The following is a 14,811-nucleotide window of genomic DNA, read 5'->3' as shown; positions in this document are numbered from 1 at the left end:
CGAATATTTAAAACCGAAGTTTTATTTAACTCTCTGAGTTGTTCGTGCCTCGCTATGCGTTGGCGTTTCCCGTCTCAGTGGGGTCGCATTATAGGGAGATCCAAAAACAGATCAACACTTTTTTTGATCTTTTTTGATTTAATTGACTGTTCGAACAAATTTAGTGCATAAAGGTGGTTTTTAATACAATAAAAGGGCTTTTACAGCCCTTTTGTTACTTAACAATAAACTTCCAACCAGCTTTTGCTTGCTGTTTAGACTCTTGTTGGAGCTCACTTGCCATTAGCGGGTGCGCTTTTAGCCAATCATTTTCAAATATTAGTGTTAGAGCGTCATTATTAACAGTTAATACTAATTTTGGTAATACATCATCTTGGCGACGCATTGATAAGATCACTGCGATCCTAAGCAACCGTGTTACATACTGAGTAAGCTGAGCATGGCAGCCTAAATACTCAAAAACATTCTTTTGCAGATCTGAACGATGTGCATTCGCTACAGCCGCAATAATTTTATGCTCCGATTGTGAAAAGCCTGGCATATCGGTGTTTTCTAAAATATAAGCGGTGTGCTTTTGATATTGCTTATACTCAATTAACAAACCAATCTCATGCAATTGCGCAATCGCTTTTAGTAAAGGCAGGCCACTATTGTTGAATAGTGGCCACTGCTCGCTGACTTGAGCTGCGAGGTGACTGGCGAGTTCTGCAACTCGGTTCGCTTGTTTTTGATCGACATGATAACGGCTCATCAGGCCATCAACAGTGCGCTTTCGAATATCATGATTATGAAACTCAGGGATCATGCTATAAAGCACACCTTCACGAAGTGCGCCTCCTGCTAATCCCATTTTATCAATTTCAAGCGCTTCGAATAAAGCAATTAAAATAGCGAGCCCTGACACAAAAACTAAACGTCTTTCTTCACTAAGCCCAGGTAAATCTAGCTCAGCGATGGTCTCATAGGCGATCGATTGCTTTTTAATTTTATTGAGTTTATCTAAACTCAGTGTTTCATCGAGTGATTGTGCCACCATAATTTCTTGGATAGCTTGTACAGTACCCGATGCACCTGATGCAATCTCCCAACCCGCCACTTTATAACTTGGCGCTATATCATCAATAACTACTCGTGCGGCTTTAATAGCAGCATTGAAATTAGCGTCATTGAGTTTACAGTCTTTAAAGTAACGTTCTAGGTAGGTAACACAGCCCATGTTTAGGCTTTTATAATGTAGTGCGTCGAATCCCTTACCTATAACTACCTCAGTACTGGCACCGCCAATATCTATTACTAGTTGGCGACCACTACATGAAGATGTATGCGCAACGCCTTTATAAATAGTGCGCGCTTCTAGCTCACCACTAATGACATTAATTTTATGCGCAAGGATTTGCTCGGCTTTGATTTTAAATTCATCAGCATTCGTTGCTAAGCGCAAAGTAGCGGTGGCAACAATAGTAATGTTGTTTTTAGGGATATCTTGAAGACGCTCTGCAAATAGTGCGAGACATTCCCAGCCTCGTTGCATTGCTTCTGTGCTCAGTAAATTATCATCATTTAGCCCTGCGGCTAATCTGACTTTGCGTTTAACTCGGCCTATTGTTTGTAAGCCGCCAGCAATTGACTTAGCGATCAACATGTGAAAACTGTTAGATCCTAAATCAATTACTGCATAAACATTTTTTTGCGGTTTAAGTTGCCCCACCGTTCAAAAACCTCTAGTTACTACTACGACTATAACGACGGTCGCAATTACGACCGTGCTTTTTGGTAACTATTGTTTGGTCTACGTCCGCTGTTGTTACTACGACTACGTGGGCCTGTTGAATAATTACGCTTTCTTTGAATAGTAGGCTTAGTTAAATCATCAAGCAATGCACTTTTATCATAATGTGATAAAGGAATGCTGTGCTCTATGTATTCTTCAATTTCATGAAGATTATATGCGTACTGCTCACATGCAAAACTAATTGCCTTACCTGATGCCCCAGCGCGTGCTGTACGGCCAATACGATGAACATAATCTTCACAATCATCTGGTAAGTCGAAGTTAAATACATGACTCACTTCAGGGATATGTAAGCCACGAGCAGCAACATCTGTTGCCACAAGGAAGTCTAAATCACCTTTAGAGAATTGCGCTAAAATTGATTGGCGTTTTTTCTGATTTACGTCACCAGTGAGCATTCCCACCCGGTGTCCATCAGACTTTAACCATGCATAAACCGTTTCACAGCTATGTTTAGTATTTGCAAACACAATGGCTTTCTCAGGCCATTCTTCTTCAATCAAAGTTAATAACAGCTTAACTTTATCTTCTTGAGAAGGATGAAATAACTCTTCAACAATGCGCTTGCCAGTTTTCACATCAGGTTCAATTTGTACATGCTCTGGGTTTGTCATGTGCTCAAACGCCAGTTCTTGAACGCGATACGATAACGTTGCTGAAAATAATAAATTAAGGCGTTGTGATGTATCCGGCATACGGCGGAACATATAGCGAATGTCTTTTATGAAACCCAAATCAAACATACGATCGGCTTCATCAAGTACCACTACTTCGATTTCATTGAGGGTGTAACACCCTTGTTTATATAAATCGATTAAGCGCCCTGTGGTGCCAATTAAAATATCAACGCCTTTTTCTAATTGTGCACGTTGTTTTTCGTAATCTTCGCCACCATATACTAAACCTAAGTTAAGATTACAGTGTGGCGCTAAAATTTTTGCATCTTTGTGGATCTGAATCGCAAGCTCCCGAGTAGGGGCCATGATCAGGGCTCTTGGATGTTTACTAGGTGCTTTGCTAGATTGTAATAACCGATGGCACGTGGCAGTTAAAAACGCCAACGTTTTGCCTGTACCTGTTTGTGCTTGACCCGCAATGTCGCGGCCATCACAAATAAAAGGTAGGCATTTAGCTTGTATGGGTGTGCAATATTCAAACCCACTTTCGGTTAACCCGGCAACCACTTCCGGTGCAATAGCAAAGTCTGAAAACTTTTTATCGGTCAAATGTGTCTTAGTCATAGCGTTTAAGCATAACGTTTAAACTTGCAATAAGAAACAAGAGTGTTTAAATACGCATTAAATAATTCGCCTAACTTATCGGAGAGCGCAATGAGCGAGAAAATTATTCAATTAACTGACGATGGCTTTGAAGCTGACGTTTTACAATCAGACAAGCCTGTATTAGTTGATTTTTGGGCAGAATGGTGTGGACCGTGTAAAATGATCGCGCCAATTCTTAATGAAGTGGCAGAAGAGTTTGATGGCCGTGTTGTAATTGGTAAATTAAACATTGACCAAAATGCGGGCACACCACCTAAATTTGGTATTCGTGGTATCCCTACGTTACTTCTTTTCAAAGAAGGCCAAGTTGCGGCAACTAAAGTGGGTGCACTTTCTAAAACTCAACTTGTTGAGTTTTTAGAAAACAACATCTAAAAATATGCCTAAAAAAAGGGCAACTGCCCTTTTTTTTAATTTTTTTTGTATAAAGACTGGACGCCTAGCGAATGACCTGCTAGTTTATAAAGCCAACTAATCCTTAGTTTACCAACAAACCTCTCTCACTAATCAATATCGATTATATGAGCATGATAACTGTAATAAAGAACCCACCAATATGCATTTACGCGAATTAAAAGACAAGTCGATCAAAGAACTTGTAGACTTAGCTGAGTCCATGGGGCTCGAAAACGTAGCCCGCTTAAGAAAGCAAGATATTATCTTTGCTATCCTTAAAGCCCACGCCAAAAGTGGAGAGAACATTTTTGGCGGTGGTGTATTAGAAATCTTACAGGATGGTTTTGGTTTCTTAAGATCATCAGAAGCCTCTTACCTTGCTGGTCCTGATGACATTTATATATCACCTAGCCAAATTCGTCGTTTTAGTATGCGTACTGGTGATTCTATAATGGGTCTCATACGTCCACCTAAAGACGGTGAACGTTACTTTGCATTACTAAAAGTAAACGAAGTAAATTTTGATAAACCTGAAAACTCTCGCACGAAAATTCTTTTTGAAAACCTTACCCCGCTACATGCAAACGAACGTTTACGTATGGAACGCGGTAATGGTAGCACCGAAGATATTACTGCTCGAGTACTTGATTTAGCCTCACCAATTGGCCGTGGTCAACGTGGTTTATTAGTAGCACCGCCTAAAGCTGGTAAAACAATGCTACTACAAAATATTGCGCAATCGATTACCCATAACCACCCAGATGCGACATTGATGGTACTACTTATCGATGAGCGTCCAGAAGAAGTTACTGAGATGCAACGCCTAGTAAAAGGTGAAGTTATTGCATCAACGTTTGATGAACCAGCAAGCCGTCACGTACAAGTTGCTGAAATGGTAATTGAAAAAGCAAAACGTTTAGTTGAGCACAAAAAAGATGTAATCATCTTACTGGATTCAATCACACGTTTAGCACGTGCTTATAACACGGTAATTCCTTCATCAGGTAAAGTACTTACTGGTGGTGTTGATGCTAACGCCCTGCATAAACCAAAGCGTTTCTTTGGTGCTGCGCGTAACGTTGAAGAAGGCGGTAGTTTAACTATTATCGCAACTGCGCTTATCGATACCGGCTCTAAGATGGATGAAGTTATCTACGAAGAGTTTAAAGGTACTGGTAATATGGAATTACACTTAAATCGTAAGATTGCTGAAAAACGTGTATTCCCTGCAATCGACTTTAACCGCTCAGGTACCCGTCGCGAAGAGCTACTGACTAAACCTGATGAACTACAAAAAATGTGGATTTTACGCAAAATAGTTCATGAAATGTCTGAAATTGATGCCATGGAGTTTTTAATTGATAAACTCTCTATGAGCAAAACGAATGATGAATTTTTTGATTCGATGAAGCGTCAATAATTCTCTTTACTAGATTCTAAAATGCCTGTTAATACAGGCATTTTTTTTGCCTATCCCTAAATCTCACTCCTATTATAAATTTGTTTTATTAATCTCTTTGCTCTGTTTCCTATAGACGAAAATCAGACTGCGCAGTATTGAGTAAATATTAAAACTGCGATTATTTAAATCTAGCACGCAGTAATGCCACTCAATAAAACGCTCAACTCGCCTTATTGGTTAGTAGTAACTTATAGCCTTAATGTAACGACCCATTAAGCTTATATATCGCTCTTTTAAGTCAGCTGTTGTGATAGCTGCTTAATCAAATCATCTACTAATTCTTTTACGTCTGCATCACTGCTGGGGTTATGTTTTTGTGATAAGAGTGATTTATCTAAGCACATCGCTGCATTAGCTACATCAGTTAATGAAAATATCTGTGCGGCACCAAGGATACGATGGCTATCTTGCTGTAATGCAATATAGTCCTTTGCTGCAAGGTGCTGTGTAAGTGACGCTACTTCATCATCAAAGCTGGCAATAAAACTCGTCACTAAATCGCTAATATCAGGATTAGCTAAAGGTAGCGTGCTGGTACTATTTAAATGCGTTGCGAGTGCCTGATAAAACGCTTCTTTTTCTATTGGCTTACTTAAATAGCCAGTAAATCCCATCGCTAAGTAATTATCTATTTCATGACTCATTGCATTAGCTGTTAACGCAAAAATAGGTTTATTAAAACCACACTTATGTAACAGTTCAAATGCACTAAGGCCATCCATTACTGGCATCTGTATATCTAATAAAACAACATCTGGAAATTCACTGAGGCACTGTTCAACTGCTTGCTCACCATTACTTACTGAGATCACTTCAAGGCCAATCGACTTTAAAAAGCGCGTTATTAGTCTACGATTGTCGGGATGATCTTCTGCTAATAATACTCGCCCAACTAGACCTTTAGTTGCAGCTGGTTTTGAGTTGTCGGTAGCAATAAGGGTTGGCGCATACTCTTTACATGGCACATTAAAAATAAACTCACTGCCTTTACCATGCTCACTTTCAACACTAATATAACCCCCCATCATAATTGCTAATTGCTGGGAAAGACTCAAACCAAGTCCTGAACCACCGAACCTGCGGGTGATGGTATTATCGCCTTGTTGAAAACATTCAAAAATGTTTTTTATTTGCTCTGTATTCATACCAATCCCCGTATCAATCACTTTAAAGCATACGCCTTGTTCGGTGTGATTAATATCCAGAGTAACACTGCCGTGCTCGGTAAATTTGATCGCATTAGTCAGTAGGTTTATTAGTATTTGCTTAACGCGGATCATATCTAACTTAGTCCAATAACTCGAGCCTAAGTGATTTTCTAATAGCAGCGTTAAACCTTTACTTTTAGCCTGCATACTTGACATAGCATAAACATCATTAACAAGCTCCACGAGGTCAAACTCGCTAACATGTAAATCTAAACGGTTTGCTTCTATCTTACTAATATCGAGCACATCATTAATCAAATCTTTTAAATGATCGCTATGTTTTTTAATAACTAACAATTCTGTTTGTAATTGCTGGGGCTGATATAAACCATGCAATAAGTCGTCTGTTTGCCCTAAAATAGCGGTAAGTGGTGTGCGTATTTCATGGCTGATATTAGCCAAAAACTGGCTCTTAACTTGATTCGCGGCACGTAGCTCTTGTGCCACATATTGTAATTCTTGAGTACGTTGCTCAACTTTTTGCTCTAATTGGGCTTTAGCCTTTTTTTCGATTGCACGGCGATATAATACAACTGCACAGATCAATACCAACATCAGCACAATAGACAGTAAAATAGTTAACTGTGAGCGTTTTTCAATCTTTAATTCTTGTAGGCTACGCTCTTGTTTAAGCTGTTTAATTTCTTGGTTTAACTGGTTCGACTGAAACTGAGACTGAAATACATTTAACGCTTTCATGACCTCTTCACTGGTTATGCTACGTTGATAATCAACAAACTGTTGGTGCAGATGAATAGCCCGCTTATAGTCACCGGCACCAGCGCTTAATAACGCCTCGATACCTAAGCCGTCTTTAATACGCAATTCATCTTTATATTCTTTGGCTAGTGATATTGATTGTTGTAAATTTTGCTCCGCAATATCAATATCCCCCATCACTAATTGCACTTTAGCTAAAACATGTAAAGAAGCTAACCGTAAGGATTGATTATCTATCTGCTGAGCGTATTTTTGAGCTGCTTGTGCGTGATACAAAGCAGCATCCAACTCATCGATTTTTAAATTTATGTTAGCTAAGTTGGTATGCTGTACAGATAACTGATAGGCATCATTTACACTTTGATAATAGCGTAAAGCGAGCTGGTAATAGTGCAACGCTAATTGATTTTGACCCGACTCAGTATAAGCAACACCCATATTGCCATAGGAACGAGCAATCCCCTCTTCATCACCCAATTGCTGAAATACATCGAGCACTTCGCGATAAATTTCGAGTGCCGAATCATAGCTAGATAAACGAATATAGATGCCCGCAATATTATGAAGAATATCAGCTTTGTCTTGCGCGCTACCATCTATTTCATAAAGTGCTTTTGCCTGCTGGTAATGATCTAAAGCAAGCTCCATGTTGTGCATATTAAAATATGCAAGGCCAATATTACTTAGCAAGTTGGCTTGTTTTAATGGACTCTTTAAACGTACCGCTAAGTTTAACGCACGGCTGTAATCAATAATGGCTTGTTGTAATAAACCTTGAAAATATTGCACCACGCCCTGCATTTTTATTGCTCGAAAATGTAACTCAGGCAGATTTTCAAATGTACTATGCTGCTCAAGCAACTGATAATAATGCAATGCTTGGGGATAATTACTCAACTCAAACGCACGCTCAGCTAAACCAGAATAAATAGCAACTTGTTGCTGATTTGATAATTGTGTAGACAGTAACTGGGTTGCTAACAGCTGCTTTTCAGACCATTCATCCGTAACTTTAAATTGTTCAAAAAGTGCTACTTGTTGTTGAGCATTACCTGATTGAGAAAAAACGCCAAGCATACTAATAGAGCAAATAAATAATAGGCGCTTAAACTGACCCAGCATAATTTTTTCCTTGGAATTTTGTTAGCAGTAGAAGCTATGATAGTTTAGTCAAGATACACCAATAACTAGACTGTAAACAATGCTTAACCCACTGATTGATGAGATTTTCGAGTTAATTTTAACGAAGCACATTTGGAAGGTTCACACTTTAGCGTTGGAATTATCTAAGCGAGGTGTAGTTAATAACTTAGATACAGATCCATACCGTGATCTGTTTAAGCGTAACTTTTTAATTATGAATGCACTTTATCAACTGCAACAACAACTGTTGCCAAATCAATATTTATTGGTAGCCAGTTTACATATAGAGCTCACCGATAATCCAGATAAGATAACTATTGCAGCGCATGACTCATTACAAACGTACTATCTAGATTGGCAAAATTACGATGCTTCGATAACAGAAGTTAAATCACTGTTAGATGACTTTTGGCGTACTTTTCGTGCATCACCAACAATAAATACGCTTGATCAACAACAACGCCAGACATTATTAAAGCGCTGGGAATTACCTGACGATTTTTCTATGCAGGCATTGCAAAAGCGCTGGCGGCAGTTGGCAACACAATATCATCCAGATAAACAACATGGTAATGCAGAGCAGTTTAAACAGTTAAAAAATGAATATGAGCAGCTTAGAGCAAGCTGCTCAAAAACATCATAAGCAATAATTAACGAGTTAAACGACGGGCACGAATTTTACGGCCTTTAATATTACCTTCCGTTAATTTTCGTAGCGCGGGCTTTGAGCTATTACGTTCGACAGCCACAAAAGCCACATTATCAAGCACATTAATTTTACCGACTTGACGTCCGGCAACACCATCTTTACCGGTTAATGCACCTAAAATATCACCTGCGCGTACCTTTTGCTTTTTACCTGAATCGATCATTAGTGTCACCATTTGTGGTTTGTATGGTGGCTTTTCAAGTAGGCTAAACGGCGGTAATTGTTCTGGTAAAAAATCACATTCATAATGGTCACCAATTTGTGCCACTTTGAATTGTTCTGCATCGCCATAAATAGAGCATGCAATGCCTTTTTTACCAGCACGACCAGTACGACCAATACGGTGTACATGGGTTTGTGGGTCATGGGCAAGGTGGTAGTTAATCACCATATCCATATCATCGATGTCTAAACCGCGAGCGGCTACATCAGTGGCCACTAAAATCGAGGCGCTTTTATTAGCAAAGTGGATCAAGGTGCGCTCACGATCTCGCTGCTCTAAATCACCATGCAATGACACGGCACTGAAGCCTTCATCAGCTAAATCATCACACACCTGTTGAGTTTCGACCTTGGTATTACAAAACACCACACAACTTTCTGGTTGAAACTTCAGCAGCAACAATTTTAATGTATTAAAACGTTGTTTGTTATTATCCATTTTATAAAAGTACTGTTTAATAGTACTTTTTTCTTGCTCTTCTTCAACCTTCACCATAACAGGATTGCTTAATACACGCTTGGCAATCGCTTCTATTGCGCGCGGAAAAGTGGCGCTAAATAATAAAGTTTGACGCTGTTTTGGAATACGCTCAATAATTGCATCCAAAGTGTCTTGAAAGCCCATATCAAGCATTTGATCGGCTTCATCAAGTACTAGCGTGTCTACATCATCTAAACGTAGCGTACCTTTGCGAATATGATCATCTACACGCCCAGGTGTGCCAACAATAATATGTGCACCATGCTCTAGTGAACCAATTTGTGGACCAATCGACACGCCACCACATAGAGTTAATATTTTTATATTGTGAATACCACGCGCTAATTTACGCATTTCCACAGCTACTTGCTCAGCCAACTCACGGGTTGGACAAAGCACTAAAGACTGTATACGAAAACGCTTAACATTAAGCTTGGCCAACACACCTAAACTAAATGCGGCAGTTTTACCTGAGCCAGTTTTAGCTTGTGCAATGATGTCTTTACCTTCAAGCACTGGCGGCAGGCTTTGCGCCTGTACAGCGGTCATTTGGGTGTAACCTAAAGTCGATAAGTTATCGACCAAACCTGATGGTAAAGCGAGTGATGAAAAAGCTGTAGCGGTCAAAGTAATTTCCAGTGCAATAATTAAACATGAAAAGCCGCTGCAGATGCCCGACTTAGTTATGCTGCATAATAGCAGAATATACAAATTGCTACCATTAAGCTGACCATATTCTCAATAAACATTCACCATAACATCACCACCGATAGGCATTTATCTCATCTACTTTTGTTGCTCAGTATTAAATGCTTTAATAACCCTCACTTGAAAATATAACCAGGTCAATAATGAAAAAAATCATCACCGGATTACTGCTAGCCGGCAGCTTTTTAGCCAATGCCGCCGAGCCTGAATTTACCGCAAAGCAACTTCAGCAAGTCACCGAACTAAGAACTAATGCCAGTAACAGCGAGTTAAGCTATCAATTGCTTGAATCGCTTACTACTGAAATAGGACCTCGCTTACCTGGTACAGAAAATGATAAAAAAGCCGTTGCGTGGGCCCAAGCTAAATTTAAAGAGCTTGGTTTTGATAAAGTATGGCTAGAAGAAGCAACCTTCCCTGAGTGGCGTCGTTTTAGTGAAAGTGGCAAAATTTTAACGCCAAGCGAGCAACCTTTGCACCTAACAGCATTAGGCCACAGCGTTAGCACACCAAAAGATGGCATTACCGCTGAAGTTGTATTATTTGAAACGCTTGATGAACTTATCGCAGCACCAGCAAACAGCTTAAAAGGTAAAATAGCTTATATAAATTACCATATGAACCGTCATATTGATGGCAATGGTTATGGTCCTGCTGTTCGTGCTCGCTCAACAGGTTCAGTTGAGGCTGCAAAAAAAGGCGCGATTGGTTATATGATGCGTTCTGTTAGCACCGCACACCACCGCTTTGCTCATACCGGTGGCAGTCACTATCAAGAAGGTGTTACGAAAATCCCTAATGTGACCATTGCTAATCCTGATGCAGATCAGCTAGCTCGCTTAGTTGCACTAGGTAAAAATGTTACCGTAAATATCAATGTGCAAACTGAAGATCGCGGCCAAGGTAATGGCTATAACGTGATTGGTCAGTTCAATGGCACACAAAACCCTGAACAGTACGTACTGATTGGCGGTCATTTAGATTCTTGGGATTTAGGCACTGGCGCACTTGATGATGGTGCAGGCGTTGCGTTAACCATGGCTGCTGCCAAACATATTAGTGAAATAAAACGTCCTAAACGCAGTATTCGTGTAGTGTTATTTGCCGCTGAAGAGCTAGGATTATGGGGCGCTAAAGCTTATTTTAAAAAGCATGCAAATGAACTTGATAAAATTGTTGCCGCCGCTGAATCTGACTTTGGTGCTGATGTAGTGTATGGCTTTGAATCGAATGTCTCTGCAGCCTCGTTGCCAGTAGTGCGTGCAATAGCCAAGCAACTTGCGCCGCTAAATGTTGAATACATAGGTAAAAATAGCGCTAATGGTGGGCCTGATTTAATTCCATTTAAAAATGCCACCAGCGCGCCAATTTTTGAGCTGCACCAAGACGGTACTGATTACTTTGACTACCATCACACTGCTGATGATACGCTTGATAAGATCGATCCGGCTAAACTTAAGCAAAATACCGCAGCATATGCTGTATTTGCGTTTATGGCAGCTGATGCTAAAACTACAATTAAAGCAAAGCCTGTAGCGAGTAAATAAGCTAACCAAACATACTTTATTACAATTTTTTACTTTGCATCTAACCCTCCTTGTTTTAATTTAACGTAAAACAAGGAAGGGGAAAAAAGGCCATATGCTACTATTCAATACCAGCGATTCATTGTCGTTTTTCAGCCAAACAAAAACCTGCCCATACTGTCATCACGATGACTATCGACTACAAAACCACAGCCGCTTTTTGCGTTTTTCAATTGTCCCTATGCTGCCATTAGCATGGCATTACCAATACCAGTGTAGCCATTGTCAGCACAATGTGCAGCTTTCAATTATGCAACTGCCATGGTTAGAAAAGCTTTCTTTGATCAAATATTTTATAGGCTCGATATTACTTATCTGGTTATCAATTTACTTTTATACACAACATCTTGATGAGCTAAAAGCCAAGCAAGCAATACTCAGCCAGCCACAAGCATTCGATACTTACTTGGTACATGCTGATAAGTTTTCTAACGAACCATTGCGCCCTGAAAACCTAAAAGTAGCCCAAGTACTCGAGTTTGATGACCAAAATATCACCTTTCAAATCAGCAATTATCGCTATAAACGCGACAGCGGCATTACTATGGCTATGCGTACCAGCTTATTGATACAAAAAGATTATTTCTCATCAAGAACAATAACTTTACCGCGCAGCGAAGTACAGCGTTTATATGATGATGGTGCTATTTATGATGTACTACGCCCTTATGCATATAGCTTATATGGTGGTTTTGTGATGTTCCCACCACGCCCTAAACCGCTATATGAAGGGTTGAAGCTTAATAAAAATAATCAGCAAGGCATCATCTATTACAAAGATGGGTTATTTCCTGAAGCGTTCGAAAGCTTTTTACTCGCCAGCAAAGAAGGCTCACAATGGGGTCAGCTTAATACTGCGCAAATGTATCGTGATGGTGAGGGGGTAGAAAAAGATATCAGCCAAGCTATTTATTGGTATCAACAAGCTGCCAGGCAAAATAACCACAAAGCCAAAGTACAACTCAAAGAGCTGTGCCTTGAATATTCCTGTTAATATAGCCAAACTACCCACAACAAGTGGATATAAATATGGCAAGCTTTTAGCTTGCCATTTAACACGTAAATACGACTGTTACATTGTTAAGTGTTGGTCTAAAAAGGTCAGCACTTTTTGATAATAACGAGTGCGATGTTCTTGCTTATAAAAACCATGCCCTTCATCTTCAAGCAGTTCATATATATAAGGATGTTTAGCTTTTTTAAGAGCCGCAATCAGTGATTCGGCTTGCTCAATCGGTGCACGCTGATCTTCACCACCATGCACTATCAGCACTGGAGCCTTTAACTTATCAATATTATAGCTAGGTGAAAAAGCCTTTAGTTGCGCTTCATCTGTACCCAATACATTCTGTAAATAACGTTGGCCACTATCGCGCTCTGCAACATCCCCTTCTTTAAACATTAAGGGCAAATCATAAACGCCAACAACGCCAATCGCACATTTAAACATATCAGGTTCTAAAATCGCACTTTGTAACGCTGAGTATCCACCAAAGCTCGCGCCCATAATGCAGATATTGTTTTTATTAACTGTACCCTGCTCAACTAAATACTTCACACCATCTATAATATCAAATTGAATTTCAGCTCCCCATTTTCGATGCCCAGCATGCTCAAAGTTACGGCCAAAACCACCTGAACCTCTAAAATTAACTTTTAGTACGGCCAAACCACGGCTTGCAAGCAACTGTGCATCAGGGTCGAATCCCCACCAATCGCGCGGGCCATGTGGACCACCATGTGGCATAACCACTAAAGGTAAGTTTTTTTCTATGGTGTTATTCGGTACTGTTAAGTAGCCATAAATAGTTAAACCATCTCGACTGGTATAACTTACAGGCTTGGTCTGCGCCATTTGTTCTGCATCAATCCAACTGCGGGATGCAAACAAAAATCGTAAGTTATTACTTTTGGCATCGAATAAATAATATTGTCCAGGGTTACGATCATTAGAGGCATAAATAATATTAGTGTCGCCATCTTCAGTACTACTAACGAGTTGCACTTGTTCACCAGGTAAAGCGGAGATTAATGATTTTAAACGCATGCTTTTATCTGATTGCCCATCGACAAAAGCATAAGTTGGATAACCTAGTTCGGTTTCAATCGCAAATAGCTCTTTTGATGCTTCATCGACCCATATTTGCTTTGGTGAGACTTTCTCTTCCTTATGAATTAAATCAATTGCTCTGGTTTTTAGATTCAATTTATATAAGCCTTGAGCTTCACCACTTATTGATGCTGTGATATAGACAGCATCACCACTACTATCAAAAGCGTGCAACTCAACATCACTGTAAGTCAAACCAGCTAAATTAAGCGCTTGCCAATCTCCACCTGACTTTTCACGGATATGTATTGTAGGCTTAATGTAATCATCACTGGAAACAGCCACTCTGACATTTCCTTCATGGTCAGTCAAAAAGTTGGCCATACGTGACGGGGAGCGCGTAACTTTACGACGCTTCCCTGAAAAGATATCAACCTCATAAACAACCGTGTGCGGTTCACTACTTGATGTCCACGGGTAAGTCACTATAAGCATTTTATCTTCATCGTGGATTAAAGGATCCAGCAAATAAGAGGTGCCATAAAGTGGTGTGGCCTTTTTGATACGAGAGCCAGTTTGCATTTCGCCAAGATAGCCAACTAAGTACTTAGCTTTTGAGCCATCAGCATTCACGCCATATAATTCCCCATAATATTCAGGGTGATCTTGCCAGCCGCGTAAGTATTCTTTTGCAACTACAACCCGATCATCACTTACCCAATGATAAGCACCAACTTGGGCATTGCTCTCAAAATTAATAGCGTGGTGAATTGTAAATTTTTTAGCATCTAAAATAACTAGCACCTTTTTACCTTCAGGTTGCATAATTACTGCAAGGTAGCTCCCATTAGGAGAGATTTTAACTTGGCTATATTCACTGCTGCGGCTGAAGTCATCGACTGCTGGAGCTGATTGATTTGCATCAGTAATATTTCAGATGACCAAAGTTCAGTGAGTAAAGCTTTTGATAGATTAGAAATAATCTGTGAGTCAGAATTTAATGACGAATTAAGTAAAGCTCAGTTTATTAATACAATTTTTTCAATTATTT

10 protein-coding genes are annotated in these 14,811 nt (G+C 39.7%); 5 read left to right on the top strand and 5 right to left on the bottom strand.

What is annotated here, in order from left to right:
- Window positions 1-214: 214 nt before the first annotated feature.
- The gene (gene gppA / locus H5180_RS22750; protein ID WP_145239897.1) at window positions 215-1,708 is read right to left on the bottom strand and encodes a guanosine-5'-triphosphate,3'-diphosphate diphosphatase; all 1,494 of its coding nucleotides are present in this window, start codon (window positions 1,706-1,708) and stop codon (window positions 215-217) included.
- Window positions 1,709-1,755: 47 nt separating this feature from the next.
- Window positions 1,756-3,033 (bottom strand): ATP-dependent RNA helicase RhlB, encoded by a 1,278-nt coding sequence (gene rhlB, locus H5180_RS22745; protein ID WP_145239899.1) that lies wholly within the window; start codon window positions 3,031-3,033, stop codon window positions 1,756-1,758.
- Window positions 3,034-3,123: 90 nt separating this feature from the next.
- Here rhlB and trxA point away from each other — a divergent pair, with 90 nt between their 5' ends.
- Both trxA and rho read left to right on the top strand, forming a co-directional pair.
- Entirely contained in the window at window positions 3,124-3,450 is a 327-nt protein-coding gene (gene trxA, locus H5180_RS22740; RefSeq protein WP_145239901.1) for a thioredoxin TrxA, read from the top strand.
- A gap of 181 nt (window positions 3,451-3,631) precedes the next feature.
- Entirely contained in the window at window positions 3,632-4,891 is a 1,260-nt protein-coding gene (gene rho, locus H5180_RS22735; protein WP_064666866.1) for a transcription termination factor Rho, read from the top strand.
- Window positions 4,892-5,166: 275 nt separating this feature from the next.
- Here the strand turns inward: rho and H5180_RS22730 are convergent, their stop codons facing one another.
- A complete protein-coding gene (locus H5180_RS22730; RefSeq protein WP_145239903.1) occupies window positions 5,167-7,983 on the bottom strand; it encodes an ATP-binding protein in 2,817 nt (938 codons plus the stop codon).
- A 79-nt stretch (window positions 7,984-8,062) separates the two neighbouring features.
- On the opposite strand from H5180_RS22730, the gene H5180_RS22725 reads away from it, so the two are divergent.
- Complete coding sequence (locus H5180_RS22725; RefSeq protein ID WP_145239905.1) at window positions 8,063-8,647, top strand: DNA-J related domain-containing protein; 585 nt, start codon at window positions 8,063-8,065, stop codon at window positions 8,645-8,647.
- Window positions 8,648-8,654: 7 nt separating this feature from the next.
- Here the strand turns inward: H5180_RS22725 and dbpA are convergent, their stop codons facing one another.
- Window positions 8,655-10,043, bottom strand: coding sequence for an ATP-dependent RNA helicase DbpA (dbpA, locus tag H5180_RS22720; RefSeq protein ID WP_145239907.1), 1,389 nt, complete (start codon window positions 10,041-10,043; stop codon window positions 8,655-8,657).
- Between the two features lie 224 nt (window positions 10,044-10,267).
- Between dbpA and H5180_RS22715 the strand changes: the two genes are divergently transcribed.
- Together H5180_RS22715 and H5180_RS22710 are read left to right on the top strand one after the other, a co-directional pair.
- Complete coding sequence (locus tag H5180_RS22715) at window positions 10,268-11,671, top strand: M20/M25/M40 family metallo-hydrolase (RefSeq protein ID WP_145239909.1); 1,404 nt, start codon at window positions 10,268-10,270, stop codon at window positions 11,669-11,671.
- Window positions 11,672-11,765: 94 nt separating this feature from the next.
- Window positions 11,766-12,704, top strand: coding sequence for a tetratricopeptide repeat protein (locus H5180_RS22710; protein ID WP_145239911.1), 939 nt, complete (start codon window positions 11,766-11,768; stop codon window positions 12,702-12,704).
- A 78-nt stretch (window positions 12,705-12,782) separates the two neighbouring features.
- On the opposite strand, the gene H5180_RS22705 is transcribed toward H5180_RS22710, so the two are convergent.
- Window positions 12,783-14,585 carry a S9 family peptidase gene (locus H5180_RS22705; protein WP_259399611.1) on the bottom strand — a complete coding sequence of 601 codons (1,803 nt, stop codon included), beginning with the start codon at window positions 14,583-14,585 and terminating at the stop codon, window positions 12,783-12,785.
- Window positions 14,586-14,811 lie beyond the last annotated feature (226 nt).

The organism is Pseudoalteromonas sp. SR41-4 (assembly GCF_014163985.1).
Classification (GTDB): Bacteria; Pseudomonadota; Gammaproteobacteria; order Enterobacterales; family Alteromonadaceae; genus Pseudoalteromonas; species Pseudoalteromonas rhizosphaerae.
This window is presented reverse-complemented; position numbering and strand designations above follow the sequence as displayed.